Raw genomic sequence first — 17,982 nt, forward strand, 5'->3', positions numbered from 1 at the left:
AAAAGCGGCGATGCTATCAAGGCACGGTTGGAGCGGTCAGCCCGCAGAGCACCCTCACTACACTGCCCTCCGATGAACCACCCCACCTCATCGCACCCCGCGCCAACCGCCTTCTTCCGAAGCGGCGAACTGCTCCGCAGCCGCAGCGTGAGCGAGGTCGTGCTGACCGGCATGGTGGACGTGCCCATGCCTCCCGCTCGCCTGCTCGCCGACTGGGACCGGGAGATTTCCTCGCAGCTCGCGCTGGAGCTCGGAGACGTGGAGCCCCTGCCCCTCGCACGGGCCCGCGCGCGCTGGCCGGACTACCGGCTCTGCGTCCAGGCCGCGTCCGACTGGGCGCAGGCGCAGAGCCTGCCCGGGGTGCTGGCCTCCAGCGACATCGCCCTGATGGCCTGCCGCGGTGCGACGTACCACCACGACGGCACCCGGTACGGCTTCGCGGCGTTCTGCAATCTCTTCATGAGCGAGGACAAGGGACTGGACCTGCACTTCCCCTTCGCGGACCGGCGCATTCCGCTGAGGCGAGGCACGGTGGCGATCTTCGACACCGGCCAGCCTCATGCCGTGATCCGGCGCGGCAGCAGCGGCTTCGACGCGGCCGACTTCGCGGAGGGCACGGATTGCAACCTGGTCTTCCTGACATGGGAGCTGCCTATCGAGGACGCCTCCGTGGCGAAGGCACTGCGGATCGAGTTCGACGTGGCCGCACAGAACCCGGCGCAACCCGACGAGGAGTCGCTCATGCTGGGCGGCAAATCCGCCGTCGTGCACCCGGCTTCCGGCCAGTGGATCAGCGACGACTGACCGGCTTCGCTCAGCGCTCCTGCGGACGAGCGGCAGCGCCGGCGGCAAGCTCGGCCAGGCATTCCCTGACCGCCTGAAGCGGCGTCCTCTCATGGCAGCGTGCCGCAGCCTCGCGCGCGACGGCTTCGCTCAGGCGCCGCTCCTGCGCGGCCTCGACCTGCAGTTCGACAATCCATTTCATGAGCACGGCCAGCACGATCAGCAGCCCGATCGCAGCGCCGATGAAGGTCAGGCGCCAGCTGCCGATGCGAAGGATGGGAGCCGTGCCAGGCTTGCCGGCCATGCTTTCTTCCCGCCCGGGCATCTAGCGCGGCAGGCCCGGAAAGACCCACATGCTCAGGCCGAGGATCAGCCCGATCCCAAGGAACACGATGGCGGCCGTGGTGAACACCGATGCCGCCACGATGTTCTGGACGAACAGCGCCATCAGCACGAACCCCACTGCGGCGGCGAAGCACATCACGACCGGCAGCAGCGCCCTGAGCGCCGCGCCGCGCCCGGGCACCGAGGTTGGTTCGTCCGGGCTGCCTTCGCGCAGGAACGGGGTTCGCATGACTGTCCTCCTCTTCGCGATATCTCGCGTATATGCATGGGGTCCGCTGAAGAAGGCCGGCTGCTTCGGGGCAACCTTTTCTGACCTTCATCAAAGAAAGTGTCCGAAGGTTAAGGAAAGGATCCGGCCGGGCTAAGGGATTACTGCGCGAACCTCGCGCGTGAGAAGAGGCCCGGCGAACAAAGCTCGACGGCCTGCGTAATAGTTAACAACCGGTACACCGCAAGGCACCGCCCGATCCTCGCGCGGACTCTAGAAGCCCGGACCGGCCGCCACCAGTGTCGAAAGTCATTGCACGCGAAGTCAGCCATTCGCGCCGGGCGGCTGAAGCTCCCTCACCCACTCGAACACCGCCGCCACGGCGGGTTCGTCGCGCCGGGCCTGGGGGCAGACGAGATGAAACGGCAACCCCGGCAGTTCCGGGCCGAAGGGCTGCACGAGATTGCCCGCGCGCAGCTCGTCCGCGATCAGCGCCAGGCTCATCAGCGCGACGCCCTGCCCCTGCAGCGCGGCCCACACCGTGTGCGTCTCGTCGGAGAACACCGGCCCCGCCGACACGTCGAGGCCCGGCACCTGCGCTTCCTGCTGCCACGCGGCCCATGTGCCGGGCTGGCTCTTGCTGCCGGGCACCGTGAAGTGCAGCAGCGTGTGTCGCACCAGTTCGCCGGGGCGGCGCAGCTTGAGCGCGGGGCTGCACGCGGGCGCGAAGACGTTGTCGAACAGCTTTTCAGACACCATGCCCGGCCACTGCCCGCGTCCGTAGCGGATCGCGAGGTCGGCCGTGACGCCATCGAGCGCCACCGCGTCGTGCGACGCGTGAATGCGCAGGTCGAGCCGCGGATGCAGCGCGCGCAGCGTGCTCACGCGCGGCAGCAGCCATCGCGCCGCGACCGCCGGGGTGGTCGACAGCGTGATGGCCATGCGCTCAGGTGGCGCTCGCAGCCGCGCAACGGCATTCGCCATCGCGTTGAACGCTTCGCCGAGCACCGCCTGAAGTTCCCTGCCCTGCGACGTGAGCACCAGTTGCCTCGGCTGGCGGATGAAGAGCGCCACGCCCAGCGAATCCTCCAGTTGGCGCACCTGGTGGCTGATGGCCGTGGGCGTCACCGAGAGCTCGTTGGCCGCGAGCTTGGCGCTGCAATGCCGCGCGGCGGCTTCGAAGGCGCGCAGCGCCGCCAGCGGAGGGAGTTGGCGAAGGTTGGCCATGGATGAATTTATTTTTCAGCAACGCAAAGAAATCGTCGTTTGTCGCCTTGGCGGTGCGCCGATAAATTTCTCTCCATGCCAGGCAGACAGCTGAATTCTCTTCATCCAACCCTTCATGTCAAAGAGGACTGCACCATGACCACACTGCTCCACATCGACGCCAGCGCCCGCCCCGGCCGTTCGGGCACGCATGTCCACGGCTCGCATTCGCGCCGCCTCAGCCATCACTTCGTGACGACCTGGCGGGCAGCCCGACCCGACGACGAAGTGATCTACCGCGACATCGGCGCCACGCCGCCCGGCAACGTCACGGGCGAGTGGATCGCCTCGGGCTATACGCCGGCCGGGCAGCGTGAGCCGTGGATGCACGCGGTGCTCGCCGAAAGCGACGCACTGATCGACGAGCTCCGGCGCGCCGACGTGCTGGTGATCGGCGCGCCCATGTACAACTTCGGAATGCCCGCGCCGCTGAAGTCGTGGATCGACAACATCGTGCGCATCGGCTCGACCTTCGACTTCGACCGCGACCGCGAGAACCCGTACGTGCCGCTGCTGGCCGAGCGACACCGCCGCACGGTGCTGCTCACCTCGTGCGGCAGCAGCGGCTACGGGCCGGGTGGATTCCAGGCGCAGATGGACCTGCTCACGCCGGGCATCGCGAGCCCGCTGGCGCTGCTCGGGCTCAACGAAGTGCACAGCGTGGCGATCGAGCACGCTGAAGACCACGGCGACCTGCTCGACCGCTCCATCGCCAGCGCGCTTGCCCGTGTCGAAGCGCTCGTGGCCGAACTGCAGGCCGGCTGAACGCCCCGGCTCAGGCCGAACGCAACTGCTCGCGCAGCTTCTGGCCGATTTCGGGCCGCTCCAGGAACGGGTCGGCCGGATTGGTGATGGAGACGATGTTCTCCATACGGCTGCGCACGTTGCCCAGCGCCTTCGGATGGCTGAACACGTAGAACTGGTTGTCGCTGATGGCTTCGAACACCTTGGCGGCCACTTCGGCAGCCGTGATCTTGCCGCTGCTCACGGCCTTGTTGCTCATCGCCTGGCCGATCAGCTGGCTCTTGGTGAGCTCGCTTTCCTTCGGCGCGTTCGGACGGTTGCGCTCGCTGCTGGTGATGCCGGTGGGCACGAAGTACGGGCACAGCAGGCTCGCGCCGATCTGGTCGGTGACGAGGTTCAGGTCCTGGTACATCGTCTCGGTAAGGCTCACCACCGCGGCTTTCGCGGCGTTGTAGATGCCCATGTTGGGCGGCGTGAGCAGGCCGGCCATGCTGGCCGTGTTGGTCACGTGGCCGCGGTAGGACGGGTCCTTGGCCGCAGCCTCCAGCATCATCGGCACGAACAGGCGTACGCCGTGGATCACGCCCCACAGGTCCACGCCCAGCACCCATTCCCAGTCAGCCACGGTGTTCTCCCACACCAGGCCGCCGGCGCCCACGCCCGCGTTGTTGAAGACGAAGTGCGGCGCACCGAAGCGCTCCTTCACGGCAGCGGCCAATGCCTCCATCTGGGCCGCGTCCGACACATCGACCTTGCGCGCCAGCACCTGCACGCCGGCCGCTTCCATCTCGGCCTGGGCCTTGTCGAGCGCATCCTGCTGCACGTCGACCAGCACGAGGTTCATGCCGCGGGCGGCGCCGATACGCGCGCACTCCAGGCCGAAGCCCGAACCCGCGCCGGTGAGAACGGCGGTCTTGCCCTTGAAGTCCTGAATCATTGGGTGCTTTCCTTTGGTTGACTCTGTGCCGCCTATTGGACCGCTTCAAGCGGAGAACGGCTGTCGTTCGCGTGACGCGAGTCAGCCCTCGGCCTTCTTCAGCACATACCCGATCCGCGGAAAGTGCACATGCACCGTGCCCACGCGCTCGCTGCTGCGCTCCAGCGTGTAGTGCGTGCGCGTCGCGGCGACCAGCGTGCCGGGCGTCTCTTCGAGGCCGAAGCTCTCGGCGCGGATGGTGACCGCGGTGCCCAGCGGGATGCCGTGGTCGTCCTGGAAGGTGCTGTCGGTCAGCAGTGAATGCGGCATCGAGGCCTTCGCCACCGCGATGGCTTCCTCGCTCGAGAACTTCTCGGGCACGTCGTGGCCGATGGCGGCCATGCGGTCCATCCAGTCGATCACCGCGGGCGTGAGGTCGAGGATGGTGCGGACCGACTCTATGCGCCGCGTGTACCACAGCGGGTGGTAGGCGGAGAAGTCGGCGATGCTGGGCACCTCGCCGAGCAGGTAGGGCTTCTCGTCGAGCATGTCCGACAGGCGGCGCAGGTACGACTTGTAGGCGCTGGTGGCGTCGGCCGGGCGCAGGCGGGTCATGTTGCCCGCGCTCATCTTGCCGCGGTCCTCGCCGAAGGCCTTCGCGGCTTCGGGCGGCGCCTTGGCAAACACTTCCGCCGCGCCCCTGGGCTGCAGGTTCCAGGCCATGGCGGCCCAGAAGAGCGTGGTGTCGGCCCATTGCGCGAGGATGCGCGACATGCCTTTTTCAGGCTCCGGATAGAGCGTGGGTTCGGGCCGCAGATGCTCGAGCACGTCGGCGATGAGCGCGCTGTCGCAATAGATGTCGGCGCCGATCTGCAGGAACGGCGTCTTGCGGTAGCCGCCGGTGAGCACCTCCACGTCGGGCTTGGGCATGATCGGCGGGATGAAGACCGACTTCCACGGCAGCTTCTTGGCGCCGAGGATGAGGCGCACCTTCTCCGAGAACGGCGAGGTGAGGTAGTGATGGAGGATCAGGTCGGCCATGGTGTTTCCCGTGGGTTGTCGTTCGTGTTGCGTCAGCGCGGCTGTGCGCGCTGGATGATGGCGTCGAAATCGGTGCCTGCGCCCAGCGTACCGAAGGCATTGCCCCAGTCGCCGGCCAAGCGCGATGCGCAGAACGCGCCGGCCACTGCAGCCGGCGCCGTCTGCACCAGCAGCGCGGCCTGCACGGCCAGCGCCACGTCCTGCGCGAGACGGCGGGCCTCGGCTTCCGAAGCCATCGCCTCGATGCGCGCCGGCAGCGCATCGGCCAGCCGGTCGAGCGCGGCGTGATGTCCGCGCGCAGGTGCGAGTTCCTTCGCCAGCGTGGCCACCGCGTCGCCCTTGCGCAGGCCGCGCAGCAGGTCGAGCGCCATGATGTTGCCCGCGCCTTCCCAGATGGAGTTGAGCGGCATCTCGCGGTAGATGCGGGCCATGATGCCTTCGCCGCCCTCCTCCACGTAGCCGTTGCCGCCCAGGCATTCCATGGCTTCCTGCGCGAAGGCGCTGCCGCGCTTGCAGATCCAGAACTTGGCGACCGGCGTGAGCAGCCGGGCCATCAGGCGTTCGTGCTCGTCGGACTGGTTGTCGAAGGCCCTCGCGAGGCGGATGGCGAGCGCGGTGGCGGCCTCGCTCTCCAGTGCGAGGTCGGCCAGCACGTTCTTCATCAGCGGCTGTTCGATCAGCGCCTTGCCGAAGGCCATGCGCTGCGTGGCGTGGTTGAGCGCGATGGCCAGCGACTGGCGCATCAGCCCGCTGGTGCCCAGCGCGCAGTCGAGCCGCGTCATCGTGCCCATCTCGAGGATCTGCGGGATGCCACGCCCCTCCTCGCCCACGAGCCATGCGATGGCGCCATGGAACTCCACCTCGGAGCTCGCGTTGGCCTTGTTGCCCAGCTTGTCCTTCAGCCGCTGGATGCGGATCGCGTTGCGCGAGCCGTCCGGCAGCACGCGCGGCAGGAAGAAGCAAGAAAGCCCGGCGGGCGCCTGGGCCAGCACCAGGAAGGCGTCGCACATCGGCGCCGAGAAGAACCACTTGTGGCCGGTGATGGCGTAACGCTCGCCCCAGGCGTCGCCGGTGCCGTCGCGCACGGCCTGCGTGGTGTTGGCCCGCACGTCGGAGCCGCCCTGCTTCTCGGTCATGCCCATGCCCATGGTCACGCCGGGCTTGTCGCTGAAGGGCTTGAGCGCCGGGTCGTACCAGAGGCTGCCGAGCTTCGGCGCCCAGTCGGCATGCACCGCCGCGTTGCCGCGCAGCGCGGGTGCAACGGCGTAGGTCATGGAGACGGGGCAGAGAATCGACGGCTCCAGCTCGGTGAAGAGCATGAAGCCAGCCGCGCGCAGCACGTGCGGCGAGGCCGATGTGCCGGTCCACGGCGTGCCGTGCAGCCCGGCGCCCACCGCGGCGCTCATCAGCGCGTGATAGCCCGGATGGAACTCCACCTCGTCGATGCGCCGCCCGAAGCGGTCATGCGTGTGCAGCTCGGGCGTGTGGATGTTGGCGAGCCGCGCATGCGCCTGCATGCCGGCCGAGCCTAGGGTTGCGCCCAGTTCGTGCAGCTGCGCGGTCTGCAGCGCGGGCGCGTTGAACTTCAGCGCATCGCGCAGGGGCCGGTTGGTGTCGAAGAGGTTGTAGCCCACCAGCGGCGTGGGCTGGTTGAAGACCTCGTGCGTCGAGTCCATTCGAATACCTCCGTGCTCTGCACTGCGGTGCGCGCTGGCTTGGGGCGGCCCGGCGCGGCTCGCATGGCCGGCCTCCTTGCCGTGCGTTCAGCTCATTGATGCATCAGATCAGCTTAACCAGTTGCTTGCCGAAGTTCTTGCCCTTGAGCAAGCCCAGGAATGCCTCGGGCGCAGATTCGATGCCCTGCGCGATCGACTCGCGCGGCTTGAGCTTGCCAGTGGCCACCAGCGTGCCCAGCTCGGCCAGCGCCTCGGGCCACACTTCCATGTGCTCGCTGACGATGAAGCCTTCGATCTTCATGCGGTTGATGAGGATCAGCGCCGGGTTGGCCAGCGGCAGCGGCTGGCCGTCGTAGCCCGCGATCATCCCGCACAGCGCCACGCGGGCGAAGGCGTTGGCGCGCAGCAGCACCGCGTCGAAGATGTAGCCGCCGACGTTTTCGAAGTAGCCGTCGATGCCGTCCGGGCAGGCTTCCTTGAGCGCCGCGCTCATCGACTTGAGGTCGGGGTGCTGGCGGTAGTCGATGCAGGCGTCGAAGCCCAGCTCGTCCGTCACGTACCTGCACTTGTCGGCGCCACCCGCGATGCCGACCACGCGGCAGCCCCGCGCCTTGGCCAGCACGCCGAAGGCACTGCCCACCGCGCCGCTGGCGGCTGTGACGACCACCGTTTCGCCGGCCTTGGGCGCGATGATCTTCACCAGCCCGTACCAGGCGGTCACGCCCGGCATGCCGACGGCGCCGAGGTAGTGCGACAGCGGCACGTGCGTGGTGTCGACCTTCTTCAGCGCGCCGGGCTGCGAGGCATCGACCACGCTGTATTCCTGCCAGCCGCCGAAGCCCACCACCTTGTCGCCCACGGCGTACTTGGGGTGCTTGCTTTCCACCACTTCACCGACCGTGCCGCCCTGCATCGTCTGGCCCAGCGGCTGCGGCTGCGCGTAGCTCTTGGAGTCGTTCATGCGCCCGCGCATGTACGGGTCGAGGCTCATGTAGTGGTGGCGCACCAGGACCTGGTTGTCCTTGAGTTCGGGGGTCTGGGCCGTGACGAGCTTGAAGTTGCTGGCGATGGCCTCGCCCTCGGGGCGGTTGTCGAGGTGGATCTGCTTGTTGGTGGGCATGGAAGGCTCCGGGGGAGAAATAGGGTCGGGTCAGTCGGTCGAGGGCGGGCGCATCTCGTTGGCGCTGGCCGGGCCGGTCGGCAGCCGGCGCTTCACGTACTTGAAGGTACCGGTGGCGTGGGCGCACACGCGCTCCTGCTCGTCGTAGATTCTGGCCTCGGTGAAAGCCAGCGTCGCCGTCCTGTGAATGAGCGTGCCGCGCGCGTGCAGTGGGCCGACCGAGGGCTGCATGAAGCTGGTCTTCATCTCGATGGTGACCACGCCCATCTCGGGCGCGATGCTGCGCGCGGCAGCGGCCATGGTGATGTCCAGCAGCGTCATGCAGGCGCCGCCGTGCGTCACGTCGAAGGTGTTCAGGTGCTCGGGCTTGGCGGTGTAGAGGATCTCCGATTCGCCGTTCTCGAACTTCGTCAGCTCGAAGCCCAGGTGGCGCGCGAACGGGATGCGGCTCGTGTACGAGCGGAAATTGATGTCGTCGGTTTGATCGGTCATTTCAGTTTGCCAGCCTCCTGCACCTCTGCGCGGCCCGTTCGCGGGCTCCCGCGGAACCGGCTTCGCCGGGCCGCAGGGTGCGCCCCCTCGAGGGGGTGTCCGAGCCACACGAAGTGGGCGAGGCTGGGGGTGGTCATTTCAAGCTGCGCCAAGGACGACGCTCACGCCGCCGTCCACGGCCAGCCACTGGCCGGTGACGTGCTTGCCGGCGTCGCTCGCGAACAGCAGCGCCAGGCCCTTCAGGTCTTCGTCGTCGCCCAGGCGGCCCAGCGGCGCCTGCGCGGCCATCTTCTCCTCGCCGAGCGACTTGATGAGGCCGGCGGCCATCTTCGTCATGAAGAAGCCCGGGCAGATGGCGTTCACGTTGATGTTGTACTTTCCCCACTCGGCAGCCAGCGTGCGGGTGAAGCCGATGACCGCGGTCTTGGAGGTGTTGTAGGCCAGCGTCTGCATCTCGGGCGGGTTGCCGTTGAGGCCGGCGATGGAGGCGATGTTGATGATGCGGCCCGATTTCTTCGGGATCATGTAGCCGTTGGCGATCTGCTGCGACAGGATGAAGTAGCCCCGCACGTTGAGGTTCATCACCTTGTCCCAGGCCTCGACCGGGTGGCTCTCGGCCGGAGACCCCCAGCTGGCGCCCGCGTTGTTCACGAGGATGTCGACCGCGCCCATGCGCTGCAGGGTCTCGTCGGCCAGGCGGCGGGTGTCTTCCTCCTTCGAGCAGTCGGCGGCGATCCAGCGCGCGTCGATGCCGGCGGCCTGCAGTTCGGCGGCCGCCTGCTCCAGGTCGTCGGCCTTGCGCGAACTCAGCATGATCTTCGCGCCGGCCTCGCCCAGCGCGTGGGCCATCTGCAGGCCCAGGCCGCGCGAGCCGCCGGTGACGAGGGCGGTCTTGCCGGTGAGGTCGAAGAGTTTCTGGACGGTGCGTGCGGTCATGGCTGGATGTCTCCGGGGTTCGGGTTGGTTCAGTTCAGATCAGATCTCGTAGTCCATGCACTGGCGGGCTTCTCTTACCGCGCCGATGAATGGCTTCAGGGCCACGTGCTGCGGATGGTCCGCATAGGCCGCGAGCGCGGCGGCGTCGGTGAATTCCGAATAAAGGACAAGGTCGTAGGTGGCTTCCAGCCCGGGTTGGGCGATGGCTACCTCGAAACGCAGCGTGCCGGGCGACAGTTTCGCGCAGGCGTCGAGCAGCGCCTTGGCCTTGAGCAGGTTGGTCGCCTTGTCGGCGCCCTCGGCGTGCTCCTTGAACTTCCACATCACGATGTGCTTGAGCATGGCGGGCCTCTTTATTTGCTTGGAGGAGTGTTGGGCAGCCGCGAGCGCACGTAGATCAGCACGAAGCCGACCAGTGCCACGATGCCGCCGGGCACGGAGATGGACCAGCCCAGCGCGGCATCGGTGCGGCCGGTGGCGATGCCCAGGATCACGACGAACAGGCCGCCGTAGATCAGGATCCAGATCCATTTCTCCAGCCGCGCATGCGGCTTCGGCGGCTTGGCGGTGGGGGTGTTGCTGCTGGGGGTGGGGTTCGGCGAATCGGTGGTGGCCATCAGAAGGCGTCCTCGGGCAAAGCTGTACAGGTCGGATCACGGGTTTCGACCACGTTGAGCCATGCGCCGATTTTCGGCAGCTCGTAGTGGAAGAAATAGTCCGTGGCGCCGATCTTGCCAGCTGTTACCGCCCTCGCTTTTTCCGCGTCGGTTTGCAGGGCCTTGCCCGCGACGTCGAGCCAGATCCAGGCCAGCACCGTGTGGCCGAAGGCCTGCATGTACGGCACCGCATTGGCCAGCGCGTCGGCCGGGTCGCCGGTGGACCAGGCGGCCTCGGTGGCGCTGCCGATGCGCTGCAGCGCGGCGCCCAGCGCCTTGGCGTGGCCAGCCAGCGCCGGCACCTTCGCCGCGCGGCCGATGGTGTCGGTCATGCGCGCGGCCAGCAGCTGCAGGCCGAGGCCCTTCTCCATCAGCACCTTGCGGCCGAGCAGGTCGGCCGCCTGGATGCCGTGGGTGCCCTCGTGGATCATGTTCAGTCGGTTGTCGCGCCAGTACTGCTCCACCGGGAAATCGCGCGTGTAGCCATAGCCGCCGTGCACCTGGATGGCCAGCGAATTCGCCTCCAGGCACCACTCGCTGGGCCAGCTCTTCGCGATGGGCGTGAGCACCTCCAGCAGAAGGCGCGCGTCGTCGGCGGCCTGCGCGTCGCCGGTCTTCTGCTCGTCGACAAGGCGGGCGCAGTACAGCTCCAGCGCCAGCGCGCCCTCGCAGTACGCCTTCTGGGCCAGCAGCATGCGGCGCACGTCGGCGTGCTCGATGATGCGCACCTGCGGCGCGGCCGAGTCCTTGGCGACGGCCGTGCCGGCTGCCTCGGGCTTCTTCACCAGCCGGCCCTGCGGGCGGCTCTTGGCGTATTCGAGCGAGGCGTGGTAGCCGGCCATGCCGAGCATGGTGGCCGCCGTGCCGACGCCGATGCGCGCCTCGTTCATCATGTGGAACATGCAGTGCAGGCCCTTGCCGGGCTCGCCGACCAGGTAACCCACCGCGCCGGCCTTGCCGTCGACCGGGTACTTGCCCTCGCCGAAGTTCAGCAGCGTGTTGGTGGTGCCGCGCCAGCCCAGCTTGTGGTTGAGGCCCGCGAGCGCTACGTCGTTGCGCTGGCCCGTGAGATTGCCCTGGGTATCGACCATGCGCTTGGGCACGATGAAGAGCGATATGCCCCGCGTGCCGGGCACCAGCCTGCCGTTCTCGTCGGGAATCTTCGCCAGCACGATGTGCACGATGTTCTCGGTTAGCTCGTGGTCGCCCGCCGAGATCCACATCTTGTTGCCCGTGAGGCGGTAGCGCGGACCCAGCGGATCGTTCTGGAAGTCGTCGCCATCAGGCACCGCGCGCGTGGCCACGTCGCTCAGCGACGAACCGGCCTGCGGCTCCGACAGGCACATGGTGCCCGCCCAGCGGCCCGAGAACTCGTTCTTGGCGAAGACCTCCTTCTGCATCTCGGTGCCATGCACCATCAGCAGGTTGGCGTTGCCGCTGGTGAGCATGTTCGAGCCGATGCTCACAGAGGCCATCGCGAAGAAGCTGTTGGCCGCGGCCTGCAGCGTGTAGGGCAGCTGCATGCCGCCGATGTCGTAGTCCTGTGCCGCGCTCATCATTCCCGACTCGACGAAGGCCTTGTGCGCATCGTGCGTGGCCTGCGGCAGCACGACCTTCTCGCCGTCGAAATGCGGCTCCTGCGTATCGACCGTGCGGTTGAACGGCGCGTACTTCTCGCGCGCGATGCGCTCGCAGGTGTCGAGCACGGCGTCGAAGGTCTCGCGCGAATGGTCGGCGAAGCGCTCGCGCTGGTTGAGGGATTCGGCGTCGAGCCAGTCGTAGAGCAGGAAGTCGAGGGTGGGACGAAGGCTCATGAAATTCTCCAGGGGGTCGGGATCGGACAGCCGAACGCAAAAGAGGTACGGGAAATACGCAGAAGTCGCAGAGAAAAACCAATCAAATTCTGGTTTCTCTTCTGCGACTTCTGCGTAACCTTCGCGACCTCTGCGTTCGGAAGTCCGAATTCAGCGGCTCAGGTGGAAGCTCAGAGCACCTCGAACACGCCCGCGGCGCCCATGCCGCCGCCGATGCACATCGTGACCACAACCTTCTTCGCGCCGCGGCGCTTGCCTTCGATGAGCGCGTGGCCCGTCAGGCGCTGGCCGCTCACGCCGTAGGGGTGGCCCACGGCGATGGCGCCGCCGTTCACGTTCAGGCGGTCGGCCGGAATGCCCAGCTTGTCGCGGCAGTAGATCACCTGCACGGCGAAGGCTTCGTTCAGCTCCCACAGGTCGATGTCGTTCACCGTGAGGCCCAGGCGCTTGAGCACCTTCGGAATGGCGAAGACGGGGCCGATGCCCATCTCGTCGGGTTCGCAGCCGGCCACTGCGAAGCCGAGGAAGCGGCCCATGGGCTTCAGGCCCTTCTGCTGCGCGTACTTCTCGTCGACCACCACGCAGGCGCCGGCGCCGTCGGAGAACTGGCTGGCGTTGCCGGCCGAGATCAGGCCGCCGGGCAGCGCCGGGCGAATGCCGCTGATGCCTTCCTTGGTGGTGCCTGGGCGGATGCCTTCGTCGTTCTCGACGGTGACTTCCTTGGTACGCAGGCCCATCACGGGGTCGGCCACGCCGGCCAGCACGGTGATGGGGGCGATCTCGTCCTTGAACTTGCCGGCTTCCAGCGCGGCGGTGGCGCGCTGCTGGCTCTGCGCGCCGTATTCGTCCATCGCGTCGCGGCCGATGTTGTAGCGCTTGGCGACCTGCTCGGCCGTCTGCAGCATGTTCCAGTAGATATCGGGCTTGTTCTTCACCAGCCACGGGTCGGCCAGCATGTGCTTGTTGGCTTCGTTCTGCACGCACGAGATGCTCTCGACGCCGCCGGCCACGTAGACCTCGCCTTCGCCCGCGATGATGCGCTGGGCCGCGGTGGCGATGGTCTGCAGGCCCGAGGAGCAGAATCGGTTGATGGTCATGCCCGAGGTGGTGATCGGCAGGCCGGCGCGCAGCGCGATCTGGCGCGCGATGTTGGAGCCGGTGGCGCCTTCGGGCGTTGCGCAGCCCATGATGACGTCGTCGACCGATGCGGGGTCGATGCCGGCGCGCTGCACGGCGTGCTGCACCGCGTGGCCGCCCAGCGTGGCGCCGTGCGTCATGTTGAAGGCACCCTTCCAGCTCTTCGCGAGCGGCGTGCGGGCAGTGGAAACGATGACGGCGCTGGTCATGGTGAGGTCCTTTGAAGCAGATGGAAGGGAAAAGAGGTTGCGTAAGCAGGTGTCGTCATTGCGCCGGAGCAGCGTTGGCGTTGCTCAGGAGCTGGCGGTAGAAGCCGATCATCTCGCCATAGTTCGAGATGGCCAGGCGTTCGTTGTTGCCGTGGAAGCGCGCGAGGTCTTCGTTCTTCATGCGGAACGGCGAGAAGCGGAAGACGGCGTCGCTCACGATGCTGAAGTGGCGCGAGTCGGTGGCCGCGGTCATGAGGCCCGGGGCCACCACCGCATCGGGAAAGCTCTGGCGCACGGCCTGTTCGATCGCGCGGTAGCCGGTGCTGTCGGTCGACGACACGGGCGACGGCTCGGAGTTGCCCGGGTAGGCCTTGATCTTGATGTCGTCGTTGCCCAGCGCCTTGCGCAGATGCGCCTCGGTGCTGGCGATGGTGTCGCCCGGCAGGATGCGGAAGTTGACGGCAGCCTCGGCCCGGCCGGGCAGCACGTTGTCTTTATTGCCTGCGCGCACGATGGTCAGCGCGGTGGTGGTGCGCAGCATGGCGTTGCTGCTCGGGCTCTTCTCGAGGATGCCGCGCACCAGCGGCTCGGTGAGCCACAGGTTGGAAAGCATCACGCGGTTGACGCCGCTCATCTCGGGCGCGAGCGCGCCGAACATCTGGCCGGCCACGCCCTTGATGCCCCCAGGCATCGGGTTGGCTTCGAGCCGCGCCAGCGCCGCGCTCATGCTGCCGATGGCGCTGTGCTGCGGCGGCATCGACGAATGGCCGGGCGCGGTGTCGAGCGAGAGGAAGAAGGTGGCGTAGCCCTTCTCTGCCAGGCCGATGAGCGCCGCCGGCTGCTTCAGGCCCTGGAGCACGCCGTCGAGCACCAGCAGGCCCTCGTCGAGCACCCAGTCGAGGCGCACGTTGCGCGACTTGAGCAGTTCGGCGATGGGCAGCGCGCCGCGCAGGCCGCTCACCTCCTCGTCGTCGCCCATCACGAGGTAGACGGTCTGCCTAGGCTTGAAGCCGCTGCCGATGAGCAGTTCGATGGCCTCCATCTGCGCAAACAGGTTGCTCTTGTTGTCGAGCGTGCCGCGACCCCAGATGAAGCCGTCCTTGATCTCGCCGGAGAAGGGATCGACCGTCCAGGCTTTCTCAGTGCCCGGCGCGATCGGCACCATGTCCTGGTGCGCCATCAGCGCGACGGGCCTGGCCTGCGGATCAGTACCGGTCCAGGTGTAGAGCAGCGCCTTGTTGCCCACCACTTCCTTCTTCAGGGTGGCGTGCACCTTCGGGAACTGCTGCTCGAGGTAGGCATGCAGCTTGTCGAACTCGGCCGCGTTGGCGGCCGGGTCGTCGAGGCCCGATACCGTGCGGAACGTGATCGCCGTGGACAGCCGCCTGGCGGCCGCCTGCAGGTCGATGTCCAGCTTGGGCGCGGGCGCCACCGCCAGCTGGCGCGACGGCGTGGTCCAGGTCTTGACCGCCACGGCGGCCGCAAGCAGCACAACTGCCAGCAGCAGCCCGAGGAAGATGCGTTTCAACATTGGCGGTCTTGGTCCCGGCTCAGGTTCTGCGCGTCGTCATCAGCCGAAGGACTTGCCTTCTGCCACCAGCTTCTGGATCAGCGGCGCGGGCTGCCAGAACTCGGCGTCGTCGCGCGGGTTCTTCGCGAAGCGCTTCATCGTCTCGGCCACGTTGTACAGGCCGACCTGCGAGGCGTAGTGCATCGGGCCGCCGCGATAGATCGGGAAGCCGTAGCCGGTGAGGTACACCATGTCGATGTCGCCCGACTTGGAGGCAATGCCGTCTTCCAGGATGTGCGCGCCCTCGTTGACCAGCGCATACACCAGCCGCTGCACGATTTCCTCGTCGGAGATCTTGCGCGGCGTGATGCCCAGCTCCTTGCGGTGATCCTCGATCATCTTGTTGACCAGCTCCGACGGGATGGCGTCGCGCTTGCCGGCCTGGTAGTCGTACCACCCTGCCCCGGTCTTCTGGCCGAAGCGGCCCAGTTCGCAGAGCTTGTCTGCCGTGCGGCTGTACTTCATGTCGGCGCGCTCGACGGCGCGGCGCTTGCGGATGGCCCAGCCGATGTCGTTGCCGGCTAGGTCGCCCATGCGGAACGGGCCCATGGCGAAGCCGAACTTCTCGATGGCCTTGTCCACCTGCTGCGGCGTGGCGCCTTCGTCCAGCAGGAAGCCGGCCTGGCGGCTGTACTGCTCGATCATGCGGTTGCCGATGAAGCCGTCGCAAACACCCGAGACCACGGCCGTCTTCTTGATCTTCTTGCCGATGGCCATCACGGTGGCCAGCACGTCCTTGGCGGTGGCCTTGCCGCGCACCACTTCCAGCAGCTTCATCACATTGGCGGGGCTGAAGAAGTGCATGCCGACCACGTCCTGCGGACGCTCGGTGAACGACGCGATCTTGTCGACGTCGAGCGTGGAGGTGTTCGACGCCAGGATCGCGCCCTTCTTGGCGACGCGGTCGAGTTCCTTGAACACTTTTTCCTTCACGCCGATTTCCTCGAACACGGCCTCGATGATGAGGTCGGCGTCCTTCAGCTCGTCGTAGCTGAGCGTGGTGCTCAGCAGCGCCATGCGCTGCTCGTACTTGTCCTGCTTGAGCTTGCCCTTCTTGACCTGGGCTTCGTAGTTCTTGCGGATGGTGGCAATGCCGCGGTCGAGCGCTTCCTGCTTCATCTCGAGGATGGTCACGGGAATGCCCGCGTTCAGGAAGTTCATCGAGATGCCGCCGCCCATGGTGCCGGCGCCGATCACGCCGACCGACTTGATCTCGCGCTTGGGCGTGTCTTCCGGCACGTCGGGGATCTTGCTCGCGGCGCGCTCGGCCATGAACAGGTGGCGCAACGCCAGCGACTCGGGCGTGAACATCAGCGAGGTGAAGATGCGGCGCTCTTCGGCCATGCCGGCGTCGAACTTCATCTTGGTGGCGGCCTGCACGGCATCGACGCACTGCAGCGGCGCGGGGTAGTTCTTCGACATGCCGCCGACCATGTTCTTCGCGAACTGGAAGTAAGCATCGCCCTGCGGGTGCTTGCACGGCAGGTTGCGCACCAGGGGCAGCTCATCGCCCGTCTTGCCGGCCACGCTCTTGGCGAAGGCCACGGCCTCGTCGAACACCGATTCGGCCGAGGCGGCCAGCTTGTCGAACAGCTTCTGGCCGGGCACCGACGCGAGCAGCTCGCTCTTGACCGGTTCGCCGCTGACGATCATGTTCAGGGCCGTCTCCACGCCCAGAACGCGCGGCAGGCGCTGCGTGCCGCCCGCGCCGGGAATCAGGCCTAGCTTGACTTCGGGCAGCGCGACGTTGGTGCCGGGGGCGGCCACGCGGTAGTGGCAGCCCAGGGCCAGTTCGAGGCCGCCGCCCATGCACACCGAGTGGATGGCCGCGACGATGGGCTTGGGAGAAGCTTCCAGCGCAAGAATCACGCTCAGCAGGTTGGGCTCCTGCAGCGCCTTGGGCGTACCGAACTCCTTGATGTCCGCGCCGCCCGAGAACGCCTTGCCGGCGCCGGTGATGACGATGGCCTTGACGGCGTCGTCGGCATTGGCCTTGGACAGGCCGTCGGTGATGCCGATGCGCGTCGAGAAACCGAGACCGTTGACCGGAGGATTGGTCATGGTGATCACGGCGATGTCGCCGAGCACTTTGTATTCAGCCGTCATGCTGCGTTCCTTGGTGTGTGAAGAAAAAGAAGAAAAAGCACGAGTGTTCTTTTTCGGGGGATTCTAGGCGTTTCGCGCGGCCCAACAATGGCACGCAGTCGCTGTAGAGACAAGGGCCGTGGATGCGGGAACGGCTACCGAACGCAGAAGACGCGAGGATTTCGCAAAGGACGCGAAAGGGAAAGCAGATCATTTTTTCTGACTTGCTTTCGCGTCCTTCGCGAAACCTTCGCGCCCTCTGCGTCCGGAAATCCGCATCCAGCGGCCTAGACCTCCAGCCACTCCTTGCGGGTGGTGGCGTCGGCGCGCAGGCCGGCGGGGGTGCCGTCGAAGACGATGCTGCCGTGGCCCATGACGAGCGCACGGTCGGAGATTTCCATCGCAATGGTCAGCTTCTGCTCGATCAGCAGCACCGAGATGCCCTTGTCCTTGAGCGTGCGCAGGTACTGCCCCACCAGCTCGACGATCTTGGGCGCGAGGCCCTCGGTGGGCTCGTCGATGATGATGAGATCGGGGTCGCCCATCAGCGTGCGGCACAGCGTGAGCATCTGCTGCTCGCCGCCCGAGAGCACGCCCGCCTCGGTGTGCTGGCGCTCCTTCAGGCGCGGGAACATGCCGTACATGTCGTCGAACGACCACCGGCTGCCCTTGCCCGAGCCCTTCTGCCCCAGCAGCAGGTTCTGGTGCACCGTGAGCTTGGGGAAGATGTCGCGGTTCTCCGGCACGTAGCCGATGCCGCAGTGCGCGATCTCGTAGGCCTTTCGGCGCAGGATGTCCTGGCCCTTCCAGTGCAGGCCGCCCTCGGCATGCACCAGGCCCATGATGGCCTTGGCGGTGGTCGAGCGGCCCGAGCCGTTGCGGCCCAGCAGCGCGACGATCTCGCCCGGGTTCACCTCGAAGGAAACACCATGCAGCACATGGCTCTTGCCGTAGTAGGCGTGGATGTCTTGAAGCTTCAGCATT

At 67.0% G+C, this 17,982-nt stretch carries 18 protein-coding genes; 2 read left to right on the plus strand and 16 right to left on the minus strand.

Going from position 1 to position 17,982, the window contains the following annotated elements; genetic code table 11:
* Window positions 1-72: 72 nt before the first annotated feature.
* Window positions 73-804 carry a hypothetical protein gene (locus ABL843_RS16175; RefSeq protein WP_418116481.1) on the plus strand — a complete coding sequence of 244 codons (732 nt, stop codon included), beginning with the start codon at window positions 73-75 and terminating at the stop codon, window positions 802-804.
* Window positions 805-814: 10 nt separating this feature from the next.
* Here the strand turns inward: ABL843_RS16175 and ABL843_RS16180 are convergent, their stop codons facing one another.
* The 3 genes from ABL843_RS16180 to ABL843_RS16190 all read right to left on the minus strand — a co-directional run bounded on the left by ABL843_RS16180 (window position 815) and on the right by ABL843_RS16190 (window position 2,563).
* Entirely contained in the window at window positions 815-1,087 is a 273-nt protein-coding gene (locus ABL843_RS16180; protein WP_240650500.1) for a general secretion pathway protein GspL, read from the minus strand.
* A 21-nt stretch (window positions 1,088-1,108) separates the two neighbouring features.
* Window positions 1,109-1,357 (minus strand): hypothetical protein, encoded by a 249-nt coding sequence (locus tag ABL843_RS16185; RefSeq protein WP_126020122.1) that lies wholly within the window; start codon window positions 1,355-1,357, stop codon window positions 1,109-1,111.
* 303 nt (window positions 1,358-1,660) lie between these two features.
* Entirely contained in the window at window positions 1,661-2,563 is a 903-nt protein-coding gene (locus ABL843_RS16190) for a LysR substrate-binding domain-containing protein (RefSeq protein ID WP_418116482.1), read from the minus strand.
* A 135-nt stretch (window positions 2,564-2,698) separates the two neighbouring features.
* Between ABL843_RS16190 and ABL843_RS16195 the strand changes: the two genes are divergently transcribed.
* A complete protein-coding gene (locus ABL843_RS16195; protein ID WP_418116483.1) occupies window positions 2,699-3,367 on the plus strand; it encodes an FMN-dependent NADH-azoreductase in 669 nt (222 codons plus the stop codon).
* Between the two features lie 10 nt (window positions 3,368-3,377).
* Here ABL843_RS16195 and ABL843_RS16200 read toward each other — a convergent pair whose 3' ends face one another.
* The 13 genes from ABL843_RS16200 to ABL843_RS16260 form a co-directional block, all read right to left on the minus strand.
* Window positions 3,378-4,283: an SDR family oxidoreductase gene (locus ABL843_RS16200; RefSeq protein WP_126020128.1), complete on the minus strand. Its 906-nt coding sequence runs from the start codon at window positions 4,281-4,283 to the stop codon at window positions 3,378-3,380.
* Window positions 4,284-4,364: 81 nt separating this feature from the next.
* Window positions 4,365-5,303 (minus strand): glutathione S-transferase family protein, encoded by a 939-nt coding sequence (locus tag ABL843_RS16205; protein ID WP_418116484.1) that lies wholly within the window; start codon window positions 5,301-5,303, stop codon window positions 4,365-4,367.
* 32 nt (window positions 5,304-5,335) lie between these two features.
* Entirely contained in the window at window positions 5,336-6,979 is a 1,644-nt protein-coding gene (locus ABL843_RS16210; RefSeq protein WP_418116485.1) for an isovaleryl-CoA dehydrogenase, read from the minus strand.
* A 103-nt stretch (window positions 6,980-7,082) separates the two neighbouring features.
* Window positions 7,083-8,099, minus strand: a complete 1,017-nt coding sequence (locus ABL843_RS16215; RefSeq protein WP_418116486.1) for an NADP-dependent oxidoreductase — start codon at window positions 8,097-8,099, stop codon at window positions 7,083-7,085.
* 30 nt (window positions 8,100-8,129) lie between these two features.
* Entirely contained in the window at window positions 8,130-8,591 is a 462-nt protein-coding gene (locus ABL843_RS16220) for a PaaI family thioesterase (protein ID WP_184637720.1), read from the minus strand.
* A gap of 138 nt (window positions 8,592-8,729) precedes the next feature.
* Window positions 8,730-9,527: an SDR family oxidoreductase gene (locus ABL843_RS16225; protein ID WP_418116488.1), complete on the minus strand. Its 798-nt coding sequence runs from the start codon at window positions 9,525-9,527 to the stop codon at window positions 8,730-8,732.
* A 39-nt stretch (window positions 9,528-9,566) separates the two neighbouring features.
* Complete coding sequence (locus ABL843_RS16230; RefSeq protein ID WP_093306839.1) at window positions 9,567-9,869, minus strand: Dabb family protein; 303 nt, start codon at window positions 9,867-9,869, stop codon at window positions 9,567-9,569.
* Window positions 9,870-9,880: 11 nt separating this feature from the next.
* Complete coding sequence (locus tag ABL843_RS16235) at window positions 9,881-10,144, minus strand: hypothetical protein (RefSeq protein ID WP_418116489.1); 264 nt, start codon at window positions 10,142-10,144, stop codon at window positions 9,881-9,883.
* On the minus strand, window positions 10,144-11,997 hold the full coding sequence (locus ABL843_RS16240; protein WP_418116490.1) for an acyl-CoA dehydrogenase: 1,854 nt from the start codon (window positions 11,995-11,997) through the stop codon (window positions 10,144-10,146). Before ABL843_RS16240 ends, ABL843_RS16235 begins: the two co-directional genes overlap by 1 nt.
* A gap of 170 nt (window positions 11,998-12,167) precedes the next feature.
* Window positions 12,168-13,343: an acetyl-CoA C-acyltransferase gene (locus tag ABL843_RS16245; RefSeq protein ID WP_418116492.1), complete on the minus strand. Its 1,176-nt coding sequence runs from the start codon at window positions 13,341-13,343 to the stop codon at window positions 12,168-12,170.
* Between the two features lie 55 nt (window positions 13,344-13,398).
* A complete protein-coding gene (locus ABL843_RS16250) occupies window positions 13,399-14,874 on the minus strand; it encodes a M20 family peptidase (protein ID WP_418116493.1) in 1,476 nt (491 codons plus the stop codon).
* Window positions 14,875-14,913: 39 nt separating this feature from the next.
* Window positions 14,914-17,019 (minus strand): 3-hydroxyacyl-CoA dehydrogenase NAD-binding domain-containing protein, encoded by a 2,106-nt coding sequence (locus ABL843_RS16255; protein ID WP_126020152.1) that lies wholly within the window; start codon window positions 17,017-17,019, stop codon window positions 14,914-14,916.
* A 266-nt stretch (window positions 17,020-17,285) separates the two neighbouring features.
* Window positions 17,286-17,981, minus strand: a complete 696-nt coding sequence (locus tag ABL843_RS16260) for an ABC transporter ATP-binding protein (RefSeq protein WP_418116495.1) — start codon at window positions 17,979-17,981, stop codon at window positions 17,286-17,288.
* Window position 17,982: the final 1 nt, after the last annotated feature.

Source organism: Variovorax sp. 350MFTsu5.1 (assembly GCF_048302515.1).
Lineage (GTDB): Bacteria > Pseudomonadota > Gammaproteobacteria > Burkholderiales > Burkholderiaceae_C > Variovorax > Variovorax guangxiensis.

Bases quoted from the DNA above. Each gene is read 5' to 3' on its own strand.
- ABL843_RS16235 (WP_418116489.1), bottom strand. From the start codon at position 10,144: ATGGCCACCACCGATTCGCCGAACCCCACCCCCAGCAGCAACACCCCC.
- ABL843_RS16180 (WP_240650500.1), bottom strand. From the start codon at position 1,087: ATGGCCGGCAAGCCTGGCACGGCTCCCATCCTTCGCATCGGCAGCTGG.
- ABL843_RS16260 (WP_418116495.1), bottom strand. From the start codon at position 17,981: ATGCTGAAGCTTCAAGACATCCACGCCTACTACGGCAAGAGCCATGTG.
- ABL843_RS16255 (WP_126020152.1), bottom strand. From the start codon at position 17,019: ATGACGGCTGAATACAAAGTGCTCGGCGACATCGCCGTGATCACCATG.
- ABL843_RS16205 (WP_418116484.1), bottom strand. From the start codon at position 5,303: ATGGCCGACCTGATCCTCCATCACTACCTCACCTCGCCGTTCTCGGAG.
- ABL843_RS16250 (WP_418116493.1), bottom strand. From the start codon at position 14,874: ATGTTGAAACGCATCTTCCTCGGGCTGCTGCTGGCAGTTGTGCTGCTT.
- ABL843_RS16195 (WP_418116483.1), top strand. From the start codon at position 2,699: ATGACCACACTGCTCCACATCGACGCCAGCGCCCGCCCCGGCCGTTCG.
- ABL843_RS16200 (WP_126020128.1), bottom strand. From the start codon at position 4,283: ATGATTCAGGACTTCAAGGGCAAGACCGCCGTTCTCACCGGCGCGGGT.
- ABL843_RS16220 (WP_184637720.1), bottom strand. From the start codon at position 8,591: ATGACCGATCAAACCGACGACATCAATTTCCGCTCGTACACGAGCCGC.
- ABL843_RS16245 (WP_418116492.1), bottom strand. From the start codon at position 13,343: ATGACCAGCGCCGTCATCGTTTCCACTGCCCGCACGCCGCTCGCGAAG.
- ABL843_RS16175 (WP_418116481.1), top strand. From the start codon at position 73: ATGAACCACCCCACCTCATCGCACCCCGCGCCAACCGCCTTCTTCCGA.
- ABL843_RS16210 (WP_418116485.1), bottom strand. From the start codon at position 6,979: ATGGACTCGACGCACGAGGTCTTCAACCAGCCCACGCCGCTGGTGGGC.
- ABL843_RS16190 (WP_418116482.1), bottom strand. From the start codon at position 2,563: ATGGCCAACCTTCGCCAACTCCCTCCGCTGGCGGCGCTGCGCGCCTTC.
- ABL843_RS16230 (WP_093306839.1), bottom strand. From the start codon at position 9,869: ATGCTCAAGCACATCGTGATGTGGAAGTTCAAGGAGCACGCCGAGGGC.
- ABL843_RS16215 (WP_418116486.1), bottom strand. From the start codon at position 8,099: ATGCCCACCAACAAGCAGATCCACCTCGACAACCGCCCCGAGGGCGAG.
- ABL843_RS16240 (WP_418116490.1), bottom strand. From the start codon at position 11,997: ATGAGCCTTCGTCCCACCCTCGACTTCCTGCTCTACGACTGGCTCGAC.
- ABL843_RS16185 (WP_126020122.1), bottom strand. From the start codon at position 1,357: ATGCGAACCCCGTTCCTGCGCGAAGGCAGCCCGGACGAACCAACCTCG.
- ABL843_RS16225 (WP_418116488.1), bottom strand. From the start codon at position 9,527: ATGACCGCACGCACCGTCCAGAAACTCTTCGACCTCACCGGCAAGACC.